This is a genomic window from bacterium (assembly GCA_023150945.1).
Lineage (GTDB): Bacteria > Zhuqueibacterota > Zhuqueibacteria > Zhuqueibacterales > Zhuqueibacteraceae > Coneutiohabitans.
Genome location: JAKLJX010000002.1, coordinates 375,605 through 393,928, shown reverse-complemented (window position 1 = coordinate 393,928; position 18,324 = coordinate 375,605). Strand labels below are relative to the sequence as shown.

10 protein-coding genes are annotated in these 18,324 nt (G+C 61.9%); 7 read left to right on the top strand and 3 right to left on the bottom strand.

Annotation, left to right across the window (positions count from 1 at the left end; genetic code table 11):
* Positions 1-81 precede the first annotated feature (81 nt).
* From mltG to L6R21_04860, 6 genes are all read left to right on the top strand, one after another.
* On the top strand, positions 82-1,140 hold the full coding sequence (gene mltG / locus L6R21_04885) for an endolytic transglycosylase MltG (GenBank protein ID MCK6558512.1): 1,059 nt from the start codon (positions 82-84) through the stop codon (positions 1,138-1,140).
* 56 nt (positions 1,141-1,196) lie between these two features.
* Entirely contained in the window at positions 1,197-3,368 is a 2,172-nt protein-coding gene (locus L6R21_04880) for an exodeoxyribonuclease V subunit gamma (GenBank protein MCK6558511.1), read from the top strand.
* Positions 3,369-3,433: 65 nt separating this feature from the next.
* Positions 3,434-7,156, top strand: a complete 3,723-nt coding sequence (gene bamD, locus L6R21_04875; GenBank protein MCK6558510.1) for an outer membrane protein assembly factor BamD — start codon at positions 3,434-3,436, stop codon at positions 7,154-7,156.
* A gap of 101 nt (positions 7,157-7,257) precedes the next feature.
* Complete coding sequence (locus L6R21_04870) at positions 7,258-7,878, top strand: sigma-70 family RNA polymerase sigma factor (GenBank protein MCK6558509.1); 621 nt, start codon at positions 7,258-7,260, stop codon at positions 7,876-7,878.
* Between the two features lie 162 nt (positions 7,879-8,040).
* Positions 8,041-9,273 (top strand): zf-HC2 domain-containing protein, encoded by a 1,233-nt coding sequence (locus L6R21_04865; GenBank protein ID MCK6558508.1) that lies wholly within the window; start codon positions 8,041-8,043, stop codon positions 9,271-9,273.
* The gene (locus L6R21_04860) at positions 9,270-9,740 is read left to right on the top strand and encodes a hypothetical protein (GenBank protein MCK6558507.1); all 471 of its coding nucleotides are present in this window, start codon (positions 9,270-9,272) and stop codon (positions 9,738-9,740) included. Before L6R21_04865 ends, L6R21_04860 begins: the two co-directional genes overlap by 4 nt.
* Before the next feature lie 6 nt (positions 9,741-9,746).
* Here L6R21_04860 and L6R21_04855 read toward each other — a convergent pair whose 3' ends face one another.
* On the bottom strand, positions 9,747-12,695 hold the full coding sequence (locus L6R21_04855; GenBank protein MCK6558506.1) for a PorV/PorQ family protein: 2,949 nt from the start codon (positions 12,693-12,695) through the stop codon (positions 9,747-9,749).
* Positions 12,692-16,339 carry a VWA domain-containing protein gene (locus L6R21_04850; GenBank protein ID MCK6558505.1) on the bottom strand — a complete coding sequence of 1,216 codons (3,648 nt, stop codon included), beginning with the start codon at positions 16,337-16,339 and terminating at the stop codon, positions 12,692-12,694. The genes L6R21_04855 and L6R21_04850 overlap by 4 nt, the downstream gene beginning before the upstream one ends.
* A gap of 713 nt (positions 16,340-17,052) precedes the next feature.
* Here L6R21_04850 and yhbY point away from each other — a divergent pair.
* A complete protein-coding gene (gene yhbY, locus L6R21_04845; protein MCK6558504.1) occupies positions 17,053-17,349 on the top strand; it encodes a ribosome assembly RNA-binding protein YhbY in 297 nt (98 codons plus the stop codon).
* 52 nt (positions 17,350-17,401) lie between these two features.
* Here yhbY and L6R21_04840 read toward each other — a convergent pair whose 3' ends face one another.
* Positions 17,402-18,322, bottom strand: a complete 921-nt coding sequence (locus L6R21_04840) for an orotate phosphoribosyltransferase (protein ID MCK6558503.1) — start codon at positions 18,320-18,322, stop codon at positions 17,402-17,404.
* Between the last annotated feature and the right edge of the window lie 2 nt (positions 18,323-18,324).

Here is an 18,324-nt window from a genome sequence, read left to right as displayed (position 1 = left end):
CTGCGGGCGCCGCGCGCAATCAAGCACCGCAGCCGGGGCGGTTGATCATTCGACTTGCATGCAGGGATTGAACATATCGATATGAAGAAGGTTCTGTTGTGGTTGTCTGGCGTGCTGCTGTTGGGCGCTGCAGCCCTCGCTGCCTATCTCTACCTCCAACTCGTGACGCCGGTCGTTCCCGACCCTGTGCCGAAGCCCTACTTCATCATTCAACGCGGCATGCGCCTGCACCAGATTGCCGACAGTCTGCAGCGTGAGGGCATCATCCCCGACCGCGATCAGTTTCTGTTCGCCGCCCGGCTGATCGACCGCCACCTGCCGCTGAAAGCCGGCAAATATGCGCTCACGCCGGGACTTTCGCTCAAAGAGCTGTTACGCTTGCTGCGCTCAGGCAAAAGCATGGAGGAACGGGTGACGCTGCCCGAGGGAAAAACAGCGGAGGAGTTCGCCGCCATTTTGGCGCGTGCGCTCGCCTTGAATTCGCAGGAGTTTTTGCAGGCAGTGGCCGACACCGCGCTGGCGCGGACGCTCGGCGTTGCGGCGCCCGGCCTGGAGGGCTATCTCTATCCCGACACCTATCATTTCTATTGGGGCGCGACTCCACGCGAGGTGGTCGCGATGCTGGTGCGCGAGTTCCAGCGCCGTTTGGATGACACCCTGCGCGCAGACATCGCGGCCAGCGGCTTGTCATTGCACGAAATCGTCACCCTGGCCTCCATTATCGAAGGGGAAGCCGTGATCGACAGCGAGCGCGCCACCATCTCCGCGGTGTATCACAACCGCTTGCGCGCCGGCATGCGACTGCAGGCCGATCCTACCATTCAATACATTTTGCCCGGGCCGCCCCGCCGCCTCTTGTTTCGGGATTTGGAGATCGATTCGCCTTACAATACCTACTTGTATGCGGGCCTGCCGCCGGGGCCGGTGAACAATCCCGGCATTGCCTCCATTCGCGCGGCGGCAAAGCCGGCAGACGAGGGGTATCTCTACTTCGTCGCGCGCGGTGACGGCTCGCACGTTTTCAGTTATACCTTGCAGCAACACCTCAATGCCAAGGCTGATTTTGACCGCGTGCGCGCACGGGTGCGGCGCGAACAAAAGCAAGCGCAATCGGCGCAGGAGAGGAGGGCCGTCCCCTGAAAGAAGCAAAGCTCTCACCGCTCCTGCAATCTCTCAATGAAGAACAGCGCCGGGCGGTGCAAACCGAATTGGGGCCGGTGCTGGTGCTGGCCGGCGCCGGCAGCGGCAAGACGCGCGTGCTCACGCATCGCCTCGCTTTTTTGATGCAGCAGGGCCTGGTGCCGGCGGAAAACCTGCTGGCGGTAACCTTCACCAACAAAGCGGCACAGGAAATGCGCGAACGCGTGCAACGCTTGCTGGCCAGCCTGGCCGGCCACCGTGATAGCACCGGCCGCTTGTGGCTCGGCACCTTTCACAGCCTCTGCGCGCGGCTGTTGCGCATTGATGCCGACCGCCTGGGATACACGCGCCAATTCACCATCTATGACACCGAAGATCAAACTGCGCTCTTGCGCCGGCTGCTGGAGGAGATGACGGTGCCGGCCGAGCATCTCAACGCCAGCCAGGCCCGCCATCGCATCTCGCGCGCCAAGAATGCCTTCATTCGCCCCGAGAATTACTTCGATTTTCACCGGGCCTCGCAGCAGGAAGAAGTGATCGCGCGGGTGTATGAAGTCTATCAGCACCGGCTGCGCGAAAACAATGCGATGGATTTCGATGATCTCCCGATCAAGCCGCTGGAGTTGTTCGAGAAATTTCCCGAGATTTTGCAGAATTACCGCAACCGTTTTCACTATCTGCTGGTGGACGAGTTTCAAGACACCAACCGCGCGCAATACCTCTGGCTCAAGGCGCTGGCGGGCGAACGGCGCTGCCTGTTCGTCGTGGGTGACGATGATCAATCCATCTACCGCTGGCGCGGCGCCGACCTGCGCAACATTCTGAACTTCGAGAGTGATTACCCGGAGTGCAAAATCTTCCGGCTGGAGCAGAACTATCGTTCCACCGCCAACATCCTGGCCGCGGCCCATTCGGTGATCGTGAACAACAAGAACCGCATGCCCAAGCAGTTGTGGACGCGGCGCGAAGAGGGCGAACGCGTGATCGTGCTCGGCGCCTTCAACGAATTTCACGAAGCCGAGACCATTCACGACAAGATTCGCGAGGAATTTGGCCGGCAAAACGGCGACGGCCGCAATTATCACCGCAGCTTTCGCGATTTCGCCATTCTCTACCGCACCAATGCGCAATCCCGGTTGATTGAAGACGTGTTGCGCCGCAACGGCATTCCCTACCTCATCGTCGGCGGCCTGCGCTTCTATGAACGCAAGGAAGTCAAGGACATTCTCGCCTACCTGCGCCTGATCGCCAATCCGGCGGACAGCGTCAGTCTGCGCCGCGTGATCAACTTCCCCCTGCGCGGCCTCGGCGAAGCCACGGTCAACAAGCTGGAGCAGTTCGCGCAAACCAACCGCCTCACGCTCTTTCAGGCCGTCGAACGGGCCGGCGAGATTAGCGGCCTCACCGCCGGATTGCGCAACAAGATTCTCGAATTCCATCGCTTCATTCAAAAATACATGCAACTCAAGGACAAGCTCTCGCTGCCGGAATGGTGCAATGCGCTGGTCGACGATCTCCACCTGATTCAGCAACTCAAACAGGAGGACGAGCGCGACCGCATCGAGAACATCCGCGAGTTGCTGCTGGCGATCAACGAGTACACCGCACAGACGCCGGGCGCCACCCTCGACGGCTTTCTCGAACGCGTCGCCTTGATCACCGACATCGACAACTGGGATACCAAGGGCAACGCCGTCACCTTGATGACGCTGCACAGCGCCAAGGGCCTGGAGTTTCCCATCGTGTTCATCTCCGGGCTGGAAGAAGGCCTGTTTCCGCTGCTGCGCGGCAGCGACGATGAAAACGAATCGGATCTCGAGGAAGAACGCCGGCTGTTCTACGTCGGCGCGACGCGCGCGCAGGAAAAACTCTACCTGTCCTACAGCCAGGCGCGCTCGCGCTATGGCAGCCCGGCGGCGCAGTGCTACCCCTCGCGCTTTCTCGAAGAGTTGGATGAACGCTTCTTCCGTAACGCCGTGGTGCGGCGACAGCGTTTTTATGATTATGAAGAAGAGCCGGAACCCGATGTCAGCATGCCGGTTTATGAAGATGAATCGCAGGAGACCGGCATGGTGCGGCCCGGCCGCTGGGTGGTGCATGCCTCCTTTGGCCGGGGCCGCATCATCTCGGTGGACGGCAGCGGTGACAACATGAAAGTCACCGTTCATTTCGATGATGCCGGCCAGAAAAAGATTCTGGTGAAGTACGGCAATCTGCGCCTCATTTGAGGCAGCCGTGGCCTGCCGCTGCCCCGGTTCTGACTGTGGTAAGCCGTTGTGAGAGGGATCATTTCATGATGAATGACAACCGCAAAACTCCCGCCCGGCGTCTGCCCCTGGCAATGCGTCTGGCGGGCATAATCATTCTTACCGCTGCCTTGCACGTCCGCGCGCAAACGACCGCGCCCAACCCCGCTGCGGTCGATGATTATCTCTACGCGCAAAAACTCTATCAAGAAGGCTATCACGAATTGTGCGTGTCCCAGCTCGAGGCCTTCTTGCAGCGCTATCCTGACGCGGCGGAGCTTGCCGACGGCTGGCGGTTGCTCGGGCAGGCCAGCCTGGCGTTGCGGCGTTATGCGGCAGCGGAGCAGGCGCTGCGCCAATTCGATATGCGCTATCCGCTGCATCCCGGCCATGCGGAGGCTCTGCTGCTGCTGGCCGAAAGCCAGAAGTTGCAGCGCAAATTTCAGGAAGCGGCACTCACCTGCCAGCGGCTGGTCTATTTCCATCCGCGCAGCGAACAAGCGCCCCTGGCCGCATATCAAGCCGGCGAGCTGTTCTTGCAGGCCGGCGAGATGGAAGCCGGCCGCACCAGCCTCTATGAGATGATGGACAAGTATGCCGCCAGCCCGCTGCGGCTGCAGGCGCATTTGCTGCTGGTGCAGAGTTTCATGCAAAGCAATGACTACCAGCGCGGCTTGCAGGAGGCCGAGCGGCTGTTTCGCATCTTTCCCGCCAGCGAGCTGAGTGTGCAAGCGTATTTCGTGCGCGCCCGTTTGCAGGAGGCGCTCGGCCAGTTTCAGTTAGCGGAGGAAGGCTACCGCACGTTGCTGCAGCGCTATCCCAAAGGCGAGTGGTCACGCCGCGCCCGGCTGCAGCTCAGTGAAATCGTTTTTGCCCGCGGCGAGGTCAATGGCGCTCTGACCGAGCTGGCCGCCATTGAAGCGGATGCGCCCGCGGCCGCGGAGTTGAACGTAGTCGCCCTGCGCGCCGCCGCCATGAATCTGACAATCGGCAGAACGCCGGCGGCGGCGGAAGCCCTGAAGAAATTCGAGTCCAGCCTGGCGGACAGCACCAGCCGGTTGACCTACTTCTACATGCAGGGCAGTTTGGCCGAGCAGGCCGGCAATGCTGCCGCGGCGCGCGCAGCCTATCAGCAGGCGTGCGCGCTCCCCGCTTCATTTGAACCGCAAACCGCCGCCGTGGCAGCGCCGGCTTTTTTGCGGCAGCGCAGCTTTTGGCGCAACGCCCAGCTTGCTTACGCGGCGCAGGATTACACCGCGGCCCAGCAGGTTTGCCGGCAATATCGCCGCGAATACCCCAACGGCGAGTTTCGCGCGGCGCTGCTGCTGCTCGAAGCCGATATTCAGCGGCAAGGCTTGCACAATCCCGCGCACGCGCAAAAGCTGTATTTCGATCTGCTCGAAGATTATCCGGCGAGCGCCCAGGTTGACGAAGCGCAATTTGGGCTGGCCGAAAGTTTTGCCGCGGCCGGCGAACGGCAAATGGCACGGTTGCAATGGCAGCGCTTTCTGCAGCTCTATGCCGCCAGCGAGCTCGCGCCCGCGGCCGGCCGGCAACTGCGCTTGCTGACGGAGTTCGAGCCCAGCACCGCGCCGGAAACCATGCGCCAGCTCACCGAGACGGTGTTGCAACTGAGCAGCAATCCCGGCGCGGAGCCGGCGGCGCTGGCCCTGGCACGCCTGCATTTTCAGCGCCGGGATTTTGAAGCTGCAATGCGCTCCAGCCGCGCGGCGTTGGCTGCGGGGCTGGCGGCCGGCGCGCAACGCGAGGCAACTTATTTGCTCGGCGTGAGTTGCTATCAACTCGCTGAGCGTGAGCGTCTCGCCGGCCGGCAAGCGCCGGCCTGGCGTGACAGCGCGGATGCGGCGCTGCAATCTCTGCTCAGCGAGGGCACTGCCGATCGTTTTGCCGCGCATGCCAACGAGTTGCTCATCCGGCTGGCGCTGCCAGACGAAGCGGCGGCCGCGCCGGCGCTGTTGGAGCGGGTGGATCTGCTGTTGAGCAACGCCGCCGAGGCGGCCGGCCTGGATGATTTGCGGCTGTGGGCCGCGGTCGCGCGTAAACAGCTCGCGGCTCCGGCGGATTCCGTGGCTGCCCGGCAGATCGTGCTCGCCTTGCAGCGCGTTGCGGCCGCGGAAAATCCGGACTATCGCAACCAGGCGCTGTGGGAACTGGCGGATTGGCAGGCCAAACAGAAGAATTGGGATGCGGCACGCAAGACCCTCGAGCTCTTGCGCCAATCGCCGCGGCATGATGTGGCGCAAGCCCGCGGCCAGTTGCTGCTGGCGCGTTCGCTGCGCCGCCAGGCCGAGTACGACGCGGCCCTCGCCGAGCTTGCCGCGCTGCAGGAGAGATTTTTCTACTGCGCGTATGCCGATTCCGCCCGGCAGGAACGGTTGAATGTCTTGATTGCCGCCGGACGCTGGCAGGAAGCCTTGCGCGCCATGGAGGAAACCCGCGAGGCGGCGGACGACTATGCCGGGAGCGACGGCCTGGATTTGCAGCGCGGCAAGTTGCAGGAGGCCAGCGGGGATTACGGCCCGGCAATTCATGCTTATTTGCGTTTTCTCGAACAACATCCGCACGCGCCGGAAGCGCCGGCCGCGCTGCTGGCAGCCGCCAAGCTCACCCGCCAGGTGGGCGCCGAGGGTCTGGCGGCGGCTTACTTCGAAGAATGCCGGCGCCGCTTTCCACAATCACCCGAAAGCGAACAAGCGCAGTTGCAGTTGGCGGCACTGCGCTATGACCAGGGCGAGTTCAGCGAAGCGCTCGGCCTCGCCGTGGCCTTCATGCAGGAACGGCCGGATTCGCCGCTGTTTCGCGAGGCCATGAAAAAGTCCATTCTGTGTTTGTACAAAACCAAAAACGTGACGCGCGCCGAGGCCGAGGCCAAGGCCTTCCGCGAGCGCTTTAGAGACGATCGTGAGAGCCTGGCGGACTTTCAATACGCCGCCGGCGAGCTGGCCCTTCAGGAAAAGAACTTTCTGCAGGCCGAGGAAATTTTCAAAAAGCTGGGGCGGGATTATCGCGGCAGCGATGCCGGCATTCTCGGCGACTATGGCCTGGGCAAGGCGCTGTTGATTCAAAACAAAACCAAAGAGGCGCTCGAAACCCTCACCGCCATCCCCGGCCGCTATCCCAAGCATCCCTTCCTGCCGACCGTGTATTTGGGACTGGGCGACTTCTATCTCGCCAACCAGCAGTGGGACAATGCCATCGAGGCATTCAATCAAGTGGTCGAGGATTCCACTTTCGACAACAACTACAAAGTCGGCGTGCGCTCGCTCATCGACGTGTATGATCGCATCGGCTTGAAAGACCGCGCGCTGGCGCTGGCACGGCATTATGTCAACCGCTTTCCCGAAGATTCCAAAGTCTTTGACCTGCGCATGAAAATCGCGCTGCTGCTCAATGATCTGCAGCAATACGATGACGCCATCGCGCTGCTGCGCCGCCTCAAACCCGCCGCCGACGCCACCACCGAGCCGGAGGTGCAATATTACATCGGCAAATCGCACATGAATGCCGGCCGTTTCGAGTCCGCGATTGCCGAGCTGCTGCGGGTAAAGTTTTTTTCCAAACCGACCAAGCTGCCGTGGGACGTGATCGCGCTTTACGACGCCGCGATTTGCTACACCCGTTTGGGCAACTGCACACGCGCCCGCCAGCTCTTTCAACGCATCGTGCGCGAGCAGGGCGCGGCCAGCGAATTCGGCCGCTTTGCCAATACCAAAATCGCCGAGCTGGGCAATTGCCCCGAGGCGAACTGAGGCTGCCGGAGGGATTTCCGTAAGCCCCGGAACTCCGTCTTCGGCGGCGGGAATAAATCATCTTCCTCCGCGTAGTTACGATAACGGTTGAACCGCCTGACATGCCGTCTTCTGCAGACAACGGGCGCCTGAGCTACCTCGCGCCTTCGCCGGAAGATTGTGCCGCGATCGAGGCCACCCTGGCCGGCGACCGGCGCGCGTTCGAAAAGCTGGTGGTCAAATACCAACGCCCGCTGTATGCCGTGCTGCGCCGCCTCGTGCGCCAGCACGAAGACGCCGACGACCTGCTGCAGGAATGCTTCGTGCGCGCCTACCGGCATCTGGGCGATTTCGATCTCACCCGGCCGTTCTATCCCTGGCTGCACCGGATTGCGGTGAACCTGGCGATCACTTTTCTGCGGCGCCAAGCCTGGCAGCGGCCCACCAGCGAGCTTGACATTTTCCCCTCCGCGGAGGAGGAGCCGAATCAGGCCGTGGAATCATCGGAATTTTTCCTGGCGCTGGAGCAGGCGATTCGCCGGCTGCCGGTGGAGCAGCGCACCGTGCTGCTGCTGCGCACGCGCGAAGACATGAGCTACCGCGCAATGAGCAAAGTGCTCGGCATCGAGATCGGCACGGTGATGTCCCGCCTGGCACGCGCCCGTGAAAAGCTGCGTTCCGCGCTGCGACCGTTTCTGGATGCCCGCAGCCGCAAACTCAGAACCCGCGCCGCGCCGGACTAAAGGCGTGGCCGGAAACTCCAAGGCTTCACTCAAACAAAAGAGGCGAACACCAGGACCTGCACTTACCGGGCGCCGATAGAAGAAAACACCCGCTCACGGTGGTTGGTCGCCGCACCGCGATCGCCGCGAGATCGCCATCGCGCGGCCAGTTTTGCATCGATCATGATCAACAAAAACCCCAACAGCATCGACTGCGCCACGGCCTCCGAATGGCTGCATTCCATGTTGGATGAAGAACTGCCGGAAGCCGAACGCCGGCTCTTGCTCGCTCATTTGGAGAGCTGCCCGAGCTGCGCCGCGGCCTGGCATGAGCTCAAAATCCTGGAGCGCAGCCACGCCCGCCTCGACAGCCGTTTGTTGAAGCCGCCGGCGGATTATTTCGCTCGCTTGCCCGAGCGCATCATGGCGCGCCTGGAATCCGAGAAAATGGCCGCGCCCGCCATCCTCGAGCTGCCTGCCCGCAAAGCGCGTGTGCTTTGGCTGCAGAAATTGGCCGGCGGTAAGGCGCGCTACGCCGTAGCGCTGGCCGCGGCCGGCGCCGCGATATTTTTCTTGGTGCGCGGCAGAAGCGATGCGCCGGTGACCACCACCGCCCCTCTGCAAAATGTCTTGCGTGACTCGCTGGCTTTTGCCGCGGCTGAGCCGTTTCGCCAGGTGCCTCTGGAAGAGCAGGAGGTGACGCCGCCGGCTGGTGTTGCGCAGCCCAAGAAGGAAGCAGCGAAAACCGCGGCCGCTCCCGCCGGCCGTCGCGTCGTCGTCCCGGCCGCCGGCGAATGGCAGCAGGGCGGGCAGCCAACGGCAACCGCGCCGCTGGCAGAGCCGGCGCATGCTGATCTTGCCTCGGACGCGGCAATTGCCGCAGCCGCACCGGAATCATCCCGCCTCGCTTTGCTTGGTGAGAGTGCTGAGTCCTACCGGCCGGCAGAGAAGAGAGATTTGTTGGAATCGGAGAGTCGCGAACAAGCCGCGGGTGCCCGGCTGTTGCAGGAAACGCCGGCGGCGCGTTCCGCACAGTTCGAAGGTCTGGGCGTCGCGAAAATGGCAGCGTCGGGAGCGCCGGCCGACGCGCGTTCGCTGTTCGCGCAGGCATTGCGGCAAGCCCAGGATGCACGCGATGAAGCCACGCGGCAGGAGATTTGGTGGCGATATTTGCAGACCGGGCCGGACACGGCTTACTACAACCTCGCGGCGGCCATGCTGGCGCGCAGCCTGGCCGGCACGGTGGACAGCGCGAGCAGCCCACGCCAAATCGAGCAAGCCGCGAAATTCTATCGCCAGCAGGAGGCGATTCTCGCACCGCAACTCGGCGCCGAAACCTTCCGGCGAGAATACCAGCGGCTGGAAGGCCTGCTGCATTGGAAGAAGGCAAGCGAAGGCCGCAATCGGCCGCAATGACCCGGGGAAGGGGGAAGGGGGAAGGGAAAAGGGAAAAGGGAAAAGGGGAAAGGGGAAAGGGAAAAGGGAAAAGGGAAAAGGGAAAAGGGAAAAGGGGAAAGGGGAAAGGGGAAAGGGGAAAGGGGAAAGGGGAAAGGGAAAGGGAAAAGGAAAAGGGGAAAGGGGAAAGGGGAAAGGGAAAAGGGGAAAGGGAAAAGGGGAAAGGGAAAAGGGAAAAGGGAAAAGGGAAAAGGGAAAAGGGAAAAGGGAAAAGGGAAAAGGGAAAAGGGAAAAGGGGCAAAGAAGGAAGCAGCCTTCAGTGGTCACCCGTTTGCATCCTACACCCGGCCTCAAGCATCAAGTATCCAGCATCCAGCATCAAGTATCCAGCATCAAGTATCCAGCATCAAGTATCCAGCATCCAGTATCCAGTATCCAGCATCCAGCATCCAGCATCCAGCATCCAGCATCCAGCATCCGCCCACTGATTCGATTCACTTCTTCTCACTCAATCCCTCCCCCGGCAGTTGCTTGTAGTAAAACTCCATTTCCAAACGGCGGTTCAGCTTGCGGCCCAGCGGTGACTCGTTGTTGCCGATGATGATGGTTTTACCGCTCAAGTGTTCGACCCCCATCGGCCGGGTTTCGCCGCGGCCCACGGCGCGGTCGAGGCGGGCCGCGATCTTCTCATAGTCCTGCGGATAACGCTGGCGGATGATGCGCAAGAAAGTCTGATGAAACGCCTCGGCGCGCTGCTGCGACAGCCGCAGGTTCACCGCCTCCGGCCCGATGGCGCAGGCATGTCCCGAAAAACGCATGCGCATGTGCTCGTGGGTGAGCAATTGCTCGATGTGCGGCTGCAATTTCGCCCAATAGAAATCATACAACGGCGCGGTGCCGTTGAAGCGAATCGGCCAGGCCACGCGCTGCTCGCGCACCTGCGAGCGCAGCGCGAGCTGTGACTGGCGCGGCGGCGTGTAAAATGTGCGGCCGAGCGTGTCCACCAGCATCAGCGTGTGCGTGAGCTGATGGCCGGCGAGCGCGCCGAGGTTCCCGCTGCCGGTCGCGCGCGGCTGCCAGACGATCTCCTGCCGCAGCCCGCCCGGCGAGGCCGGCAAGACTTCGAGTTGTTCATGCAGCCCGGCGGCCGCGGTCTGCAACAAGGCCGCGTTCGCCGGTACGGCAGTGGCAATCGCGCTGTGGAAGATCACCGGCCGGCTTTCTTCCTCCACGTCATCATAAGAAATTAGCTGGAATACGATCGGCTCGCTGGTGCTGTCCGCGGAAATCTTGACGTAACGCCGCTCCTCCTGCACCCAGCGCGCGTCATCGGCCTGTGCCGGCATGCGCCGCGGCGGCAAAACTTCACCCGGCTGCAAAATGACTTGCTCGCCATTGACGCCGAGCGCGAGCAGCGAATCCCGCACTGCGGCTGCGCGCGCCTCGGCCAGTGCCACCGTGGTCTCGCCGCTGCTGGGATCCGCAAAACCCTGCAAATAGATCTTGAGATGGCGATGGTCTTTGATGCGCTGCGCCAGTGTGAACAGCGGCGGATCCAGCAGCGTCTTGCGTAAGTATTCCGGTTTGACCTCGGCGCGGTTGGGATCGAAGCAGATCTCGGGGATGAAAGGCACTTCATACAAGATGTGCGAAGGCGCCGCGATCACCAGCGTGTCGGCCGCCGTCAGCGTGCCTTTGGGTATCGTGGGAAAGTCCGCCGCGCCACCGCCTGCGACTGCTGCGTGCAGGTGTGGGAAGCGCGCGCTCAGGCGATGCCAGCCGGCATACGGCGTGTGCCAGGCCAGGGCCAGCGTGTCACGGCTGCCCGCCGCGATCAGCGCGATCGTGGTATCGAGCAAAACCGTGGTTGGCGCGGCGACTCCGCCGTGCGCCAGCAGCGAATCCGCCACCACCAGCCGTACTGCCCGGCCCGCGCCGCCGCCCTTGTTGCTGAGCGTGAGCTGCAACGTGCCTTGCGTTGCGTCGGTCGTGATCCACGGACTGTAATCGAACGTGATGGCTTCGATCTCCAGCATCGGCACGGCGATGTGAAAATTCCAGAACGGCCGGCCGGCCGCCTCCGCAAGGCGCACATGGCTGTCGCTGTCATACGCCAGCACCGTCCAGAAATATCTTCCCCCTTCCAAATCCTTCAGTTGATAAGAGGCGGCAGCGGGATTCGCTTTGATCAACAGCCCCGGCCCTGCGGTTCCGGTGAGAAACGCCTCGCGATTGCTCGCGGCCAGGGTGAGCGCCTCGGCCAGTTTCAGGCTGTCACGCTCGACTAGCAGCAAGTACTGCACGTCATCATAGAGATCCGGATCGGCGGTGGCGTCCCAGCGCAACCGCACGCTGTCGGTTTCAACCAGCGTGCCGGGCGCCGGCGTGCGCAGCGCGAAGCGTTCCGGTCCGACCGGATAGTGGGTCACGCTGCCGCGATACGGCCGTGAGAACAAGTCGGTTTGTTCCAGCGCGGCGAGATCCAGCCGCAGGGTGTTGTTGCGGCCGGGCAGCACGCCGCTGACCGGCGAGCGCGTGTCCGCCAGCCGCAGGCTCAGGCCCATGGCAAAATGGCTGAGCAAATCATCGTGAAAATCATAGCCGCCGCGCAGTGAGACAAGCTGGCCCCAGGAGATTTCGGTGCCGAAGGTGAAAGCGCCCGCGCGTTCGGTGTGCACGCGCCGGTAGTCCGCGGCAAGCTGCAGTTGCAATCCTTCATGATGGCCGGCATTGAAGGCCACTCCCGCGCGCCAGGTGCGCGGCAGCGGCGTGCCGATGGTCTGAAAGGTCAAAGCGTGGCCGACATTGGCCACGCCCAGGCCCGCGGAAATCACGCCGTACTTCAGCAGCCGGTTTGACGATTTCAACAAACCGAAGCGGCGGGAACGGTAGAGCAGCCCCATGTCCGCCATCCAGGATGCCGCCTCGAATTGCGCGAGTTTGCTGCGCAGGTATTTGGCATTCGCGCCCAGCGCGAAATTTTCTCCGGCAAGCGTGAATGGCTGCGCCAACCCGGCGGTTGCCAGCCAGTCGCCTGCCGCGACTGGCGGCACGGCGCCGTCCGAACTGTCGAACTCCGGCATGCCTTGATGGAGCAGGCCGAGATTGACATGCAAACGCCGGCGCCAGGGCGTGGGCGCTTGCGTGCCGTACAGCAGCGCGGCGTGATATGCCTCCGCGATGGTTTTGGAATACGTTGCGGCCCACTGCCACTCGCGGGTGAATCCCGCGGCCGCGGGATTGGCGTAGAGCGCCTGCAGCTCATCGATCACGCCGGCGCCGATGCCCGCCAGGCCTTGCGGCCGCGCGCCCGGCACCAGTTTGAGAATGTTGGCGCCTGCCAGCGTCTGGCCGGCAGCCCCAACCGGCGCCAGCAGCACCGCCACCGCGGCCCACAGCGCCGGCCGGCGGCTTGAACGCAAAATCGCATGAAGGATCTTCATCGGACGACGATCACCTTTTTCCAGTCGTTGAATTCTTCGGAATGCAGCGTGATGAGATAGACGCCGCTGCCCACGCGGCGGCCGTCCTGCGTCAAGCCGTTCCAGAAATGGGTATTCCAGCCCGCGCGGAAGGGCGCGGTGATCAACTCCGTCACCTTTTGGCCGTTGAGGTCGAGCAGGTCCAGGCGCGCGCTGCGGTTGGAGCTGAGCCGGAAGTTGATGGCGAGCGGGCCCTGGCGCTCCGGCTCGTACACGTTGCGATCCAACACCAGATCATTGCCGCTGCGCACGGTCACGCCGGCGCGGCTGCTGACGAAGCGGCCGAAAGCGTCGATCGTGCGCAGTTCGAACTTGATTTTTTCCTGGCGCGCCTGGGTCAGCAGCCGCGTTTCTCCAAATGCCGGCCGGACGTCGTACCACGTTTGCGGCGCCAGCGGCGTGGCCGCGATGAAGCCGTCGGCAAAGCTGGAATCGATGCGGCCGGTCACGAAATACACCCACAAATCCCATTGCCGCACCGGCTGTTCCACCTGTACGCGAATGAAAACGCTGTCAGTGACCTGCACCACTTCCGGCGTGGCAGTAATTTTGGGAGCGAGCGGCGGTGGCGGAGGAGTAGAAACGACATTCAGCGTGTTGGTCACTGTGTTGTTCGCGGCCGAAGTATCATTCGCCGCGGCAAGAGTCGCGACGCTGGTAATCTGAGTGAGTGAAATTGGCACTTGCGCCGCGAGCTGAACATTGACAGCAAACGAATCCACCTGACCGGCATTGAGCTGAGTGATTTGCCAGATCAACGAATCGCCGCTGAGCGAAGCGGCGGGCACGGTTGAGATCAATCTTACTGAATCCGGCAGGACTTGGCTCAAGCGAGTACCCGCGGCTGGATGCGGACCGAGATTGGCAACGCGCAGGCGATAGGAGTAATTCTCTCCGGGCTTGACACTGCCCAGGGTCTGTGTTTGTGCAGAAAATGCGAGAGCCAGATCCGTGTTCTTCGGCGGTGGCGGCGGGAAGATGACGTTCAGCGTGTTGGTCGCGGAATTGTTCGCGGCCGAAGTATCATTCGCCGCGGCAAGAGTCGCAGTGCTGGTAATCTGAGTGAGTGAAATTGGCACTTGCGCCGCGAGTTGAACATTGACAGCAAACGAATCGACCTGACCGGCATTCAATTGGGAGATTTGCCAAATCAACGAATCGCCGCTGAGTGAAGCGGCGGGCACGGTTGAAAGTAATTTCACTGAATCCGGCAGTACTTGGCCCAAGCGAATGCTGGCGCTCGGATTCGGGCCGAGATTGGCAACGCGCAGGCGATAGGAATAATTCTCTCCGGGCTTGACGCTGCCCGGGGTCTGTGTTCGTGCAGAAAATGCGAGAGCCAGATCCGTGTTCTTCGGCGGTGGCGGAGGAGTAGAAATGACAGTCAGCGTGTTGGTCACTGAATTGTTCGCGGCCGAAGTATCATTCGCCGCGGCAACCGTCGCAGTGCTGGTAATCTGAGTGAGTGAAATTGGCACTTGCGCCGCGAGCTGAACATTGACAGCAAACGAATCCACCTGACCGGCATTGAGCTGAGCAATCTGCCAGATCAACGAATCGCCGCTGAGTGAAGCGGCGGGCACGGTTGAGATCAATCTTACTGAATCCGGCAGGACTTGGCTCAGGCGAATACTCGCGGCTGGATTCGGACCGAGATTGGCAACGCGCAGGCGATAGGAGCAATTCTCTCCGGGCTTGACGCTGCCCAGGGTCTGTGTTTGTGCAGAAAATGCGAGAGCCAGATCCGTGTTCTTCGGCGGTGGCGGCGGGAAGATGACGTTCAGCGTGTTGGTCGCGGAATTGTTCGCGGCCGAAGTATCATTCGCCGCGGTAACAGTCGCAATGCTGGTGATCTGAGTCAGGGAAACCGGCACTTGCGCCGCGAGTTGCACATTGACGGCAAATGAATCCGCTTGACCGGCATTGAGCTGAGCAATCTGCCAGATCAACGAATCGCCGCTGAGCGAAGCTGCGGGCACGGTTGAAAGTAGTCTCACGGAATCCGGCAGGATTTGGCTCAGGCGAATGCTGGCGCTCGGATTCGGACCGAGATTGGCAACGCGCAGGCGATAGGAGTAATTCTCTCCGGGCTTGACGCTGCCCAGGGTCTGTGTTTGTGCAGAAAATGCGAGAGCCAGATCCGTGTTCTTCGGCGAGGGGAAAAACACGGTCACCGTATCTATCGCAAAGTTGTTGCCCGGTGAGAGATCATTCGCTGCCGTCAATTCTGCCCGGCTGATCAGCTTTTCGAGTGTGACCGGCGTTGCCGGCGAGAGCTTGACTTTGACGCGAATTTCAAAGGCATTGCCGCTGGCGAGGGTCGGGACTTGCCAGAGCAATGAATCGCCGTCAACATAGCCCGGCGCCGGTATGGCCTCTACCAAACTCACCGAATCCGGCAAGTGCTGCCAAATGTCGAGGTTGCCGCCGGCCGCCGGCCCCAGGTTATTGACACGCAGGAGATATTCAAAATTGTCGTCCGGTTGGACCGTCGCAGGGTTGGCGTTCAGCGCCAGCGCCAGATCGGTGAGGCGAGGCGGCGTCACGCCGGGCACGAAGTAGCGGCCCTTGCCGTTGGCGCGGCGGCCGGGCGGGTTGGCGGTGACATCGACCACGCGCCAGGTGTCGTTGCGATTGGCATCGGTCGAGGCATGCGCCATCACATAGAAATTCTGCATGATCGCGGCAATCTTCTTGTAGATTTCGATCATGCCGGCCGCGGTTTCGGTGTAGAAGAACAAGCCGCCGGTTTGATCGGCAATCTCCATCAGAATTTCCACTTGCGGTTCATTGCCGAGCGCGATGGTGAAGATGGGGATGTTGAATGTCTGCGCGCGCGCGATCACGGCGGCGGGCGAGGTGGTCGAGCGCGTGTCGACGCCGTCGGTGTAGAGAATGATGCCGCGCCGGCTGGGCTCGAATTTGGTGATCTCTATGGCGGCGAGCAGGGCATCGTAGATCGCGGTCCCGAAACAGGTGTCGGCGGCAACAATGCTTTGCCGCAACGGCGTTTTTGCGGAGGTGATCGGCAACGACGTCACCACCGTTCCGCAGAATTGAATCAAACCGGCGCGGTCGTACGGCCGCAGTTGTTCGAGGTAGGCGAGATTGCCCGCTTTGGCATCATCGAGTTGCAGCTTCATGCTGCCGCTGATGTCCATCACCAGCAGCGAGCTGGTGGGAAAGTATTCGGTGCGCCGCACTTCGGTGAATTCCGGCGCCGGCGTTTGGCTGTAGAGATTCGGCTGCGCCGGAAACGCGGGATTGTCGCGATGATACTCCAACAGCGGCTGCCAGATTTGGCTGATGGGCCGGCCGATTTCGGCCAGATCGGGCGGCTTGAGCCAGCGCAGCGTGTCAGCCAGGCCCTTGATCAGATTGCCGTCGCGGTCGGTCACCGAAATCGTGGAGAGCACCGGGGCGGGAAACGCGCCGGTTTTGCCGCGCAGCGAAACTTCGCCGGCAATCGAGATGTTGTTGATCGAGACGACAGTGTTGCCCGACTGGCTGAACACGGCGCCGGGACCCAGGCCGGCGAGCAGCAGGATGAAGGTCCACAAGGGCGCGCGCAGTCGGGCGGCGGGCGGGCGGGATCGCTGGATCATGGAGCGCAATCTCACTGAGTGATGGAAAGCGTGAACACGGAAGCGCGAGATGTCGGGCTGAGGGTGTGTGTACTTGTTGTGAGCGCTGCGGGTCGGTCCTGGTTGCCGGCAACGGAACTGCAAAGACAGGAGTGAAGAGTCGGGTGGGAATTCCTTTCCGCGGGATCGCAACCGGGTGCGCTCGGCTTTGCCTCCCGTGGTGGCTTAATAGCCAGTATCCATCCGAAAATGTTCCACCCTCGGCTGAGCCGAGGTTTCCAAAACGTCGTGCACGGTGGGAGCTCCGAGGTTTTCAATGCAACGGCCAAGCCGTCGCCGGAACATTCTGGTTAGAAGCCTGCACCGTGGGAACTCCGAGATTTTCAGTGCAACGGGCAAGCCGCTGCCGGAACATTCTTGTTGGAAGCCTGCACGGTGGGAACTCTGAGTTTTTCAATGCAACGGCTAAGCCGTCGCAGGAACATTCTGGTTTGAAGCCTGCGATTTTGGACGGCAAATTGTTGCGGAGGAAGCACGGAAATCATAACCAAGCGCCTGTCAAAAAGCAAGGGCTATTTTCCCCTTGCATTTCGCCGCCGCAACCGGCATAATCAGGCTCAATCGTTGGATGGTCTTGCCCTCCTGGTTGCTTGGGCGGGCGCTCCTTTGTCATTCCGTGTGAGAAGAAGTCGAGGCGGCTGTCAACGCAGCAAGGACAATCGAGAGGAGGCATCATGCCTGAGCTGACCGGCAAGCAGCGCCGCTACCTGCGTGCCTTGGGGAATGAATTGAAGCCCGTGGTGATGGTGGGTCACAATGGCTTGGCGGAACCGGTGTTGCGGGCGCTGGCCGAAGCCTTTCATCAAGCTGAATTGGTGAAAGTGAGGTTGCAGGAGGGCTTCCTCGGCGACCGCTTCGAAGTGGCGCAGGAATTGGCCAAATCCGTTTCCGCGCAATTGGTGCAAGTTTTGGGCAAGACGATCCTGTTGTATCGCCGGCATCTGGAAAAGCCGCGCATCACTCTGCCGTGAGGCATTCAGCCGCGGGCCAGGCAGAACGGCAATGCCGCGGCGCGGGAACGGGCTACGTCTCAGCCGGCTGCTGGTGTGCGGGCGTTCCGGCTGCCGCACGGCAGGCGGCGAGAAATGCAGGCGGCAGATCATACACATTCTGCTCGACCAGAAGCTCAGCCCGGCCGCGGATTTTGGCATCCGGTGAGGCCAGCGCACGCTGCAGAATTTCCGGATTGTCCTGCAGCAGCCGCTTCATGCTTTCACGCGGGCCGCGATGATAGGCTTGCAGCATCGCGGCGGTGGCGGCGGTGAGATAGCCGCTGTGCTGCAGGCTCTCGAAAAACGCCGGGCCGATTTCAATGAGGTGAAACGGTTGAATGCCGTGCGCGCGCAGGACGTCCGCGCCGCCCTGGCCGCGATCCACCAAGTTGAGCGCCCACGCCAATTTGCCGTGCCGTTGCTGCAGCGCCGGCAGCCAGGTGCGCACGTAACTCGACGCTTCGGTGACGAGATCGGCAACGTGCAGCACGGCAGCACCCTGCAGTTCGCTCACCTCTTCCACCTTCACGTCCAGCCGCAAGACGCTCTTGTCTTTGCCGATGAGCAGAATCGGTTTGCCCAGTTGCCGCGCCGCCATCACGGAGAAAAACCAATCCCGCCGCTCTCCACCCGAGACCGCAGCGATCCGCGCGGCGCCAATCTCACGTTCCGCCAACCGCACGAGACTGTCGATCACCATGCGGTAGCCGGCGTCCGTGGCGTAGTTTTCTTCGACCGCGGCCAGCAATCCCGCGGCCAGCGCCTGCCGGTTGGCGTGCTGTTGATCGATGAATGCCAGCAGCGCCTCGGCTTTGGCGCGGCTGCCGTACAAGTAATGCGTATTGAGATAGAACGGTCCGATGGTGCCGGAAGTGTACCAAAAGGGTTGCTCCGGCGCGGCGATTTCCAGGGCTTTGGTCTCGAGCAGCAAGTTGGCGAGTTCGGCGTTCATGG

Coding starts and splice junctions, on each gene's coding strand:
- L6R21_04855 (MCK6558506.1), bottom strand. CDS start 12,695: ATGAAGATCCTTCATGCGATTTTGCGTTCAAGCCGCCGGCCGGCGCTG.
- L6R21_04865 (MCK6558508.1), top strand. CDS start 8,041: ATGATCAACAAAAACCCCAACAGCATCGACTGCGCCACGGCCTCCGAA.
- mltG (MCK6558512.1), top strand. CDS start 82: ATGAAGAAGGTTCTGTTGTGGTTGTCTGGCGTGCTGCTGTTGGGCGCT.
- L6R21_04860 (MCK6558507.1), top strand. CDS start 9,270: ATGACCCGGGGAAGGGGGAAGGGGGAAGGGAAAAGGGAAAAGGGAAAA.
- yhbY (MCK6558504.1), top strand. CDS start 17,053: ATGCCTGAGCTGACCGGCAAGCAGCGCCGCTACCTGCGTGCCTTGGGG.
- L6R21_04850 (MCK6558505.1), bottom strand. CDS start 16,339: ATGATCCAGCGATCCCGCCCGCCCGCCGCCCGACTGCGCGCGCCCTTG.
- L6R21_04870 (MCK6558509.1), top strand. CDS start 7,258: ATGCCGTCTTCTGCAGACAACGGGCGCCTGAGCTACCTCGCGCCTTCG.
- L6R21_04840 (MCK6558503.1), bottom strand. CDS start 18,322: ATGAACGCCGAACTCGCCAACTTGCTGCTCGAGACCAAAGCCCTGGAA.
- bamD (MCK6558510.1), top strand. CDS start 3,434: ATGATGAATGACAACCGCAAAACTCCCGCCCGGCGTCTGCCCCTGGCA.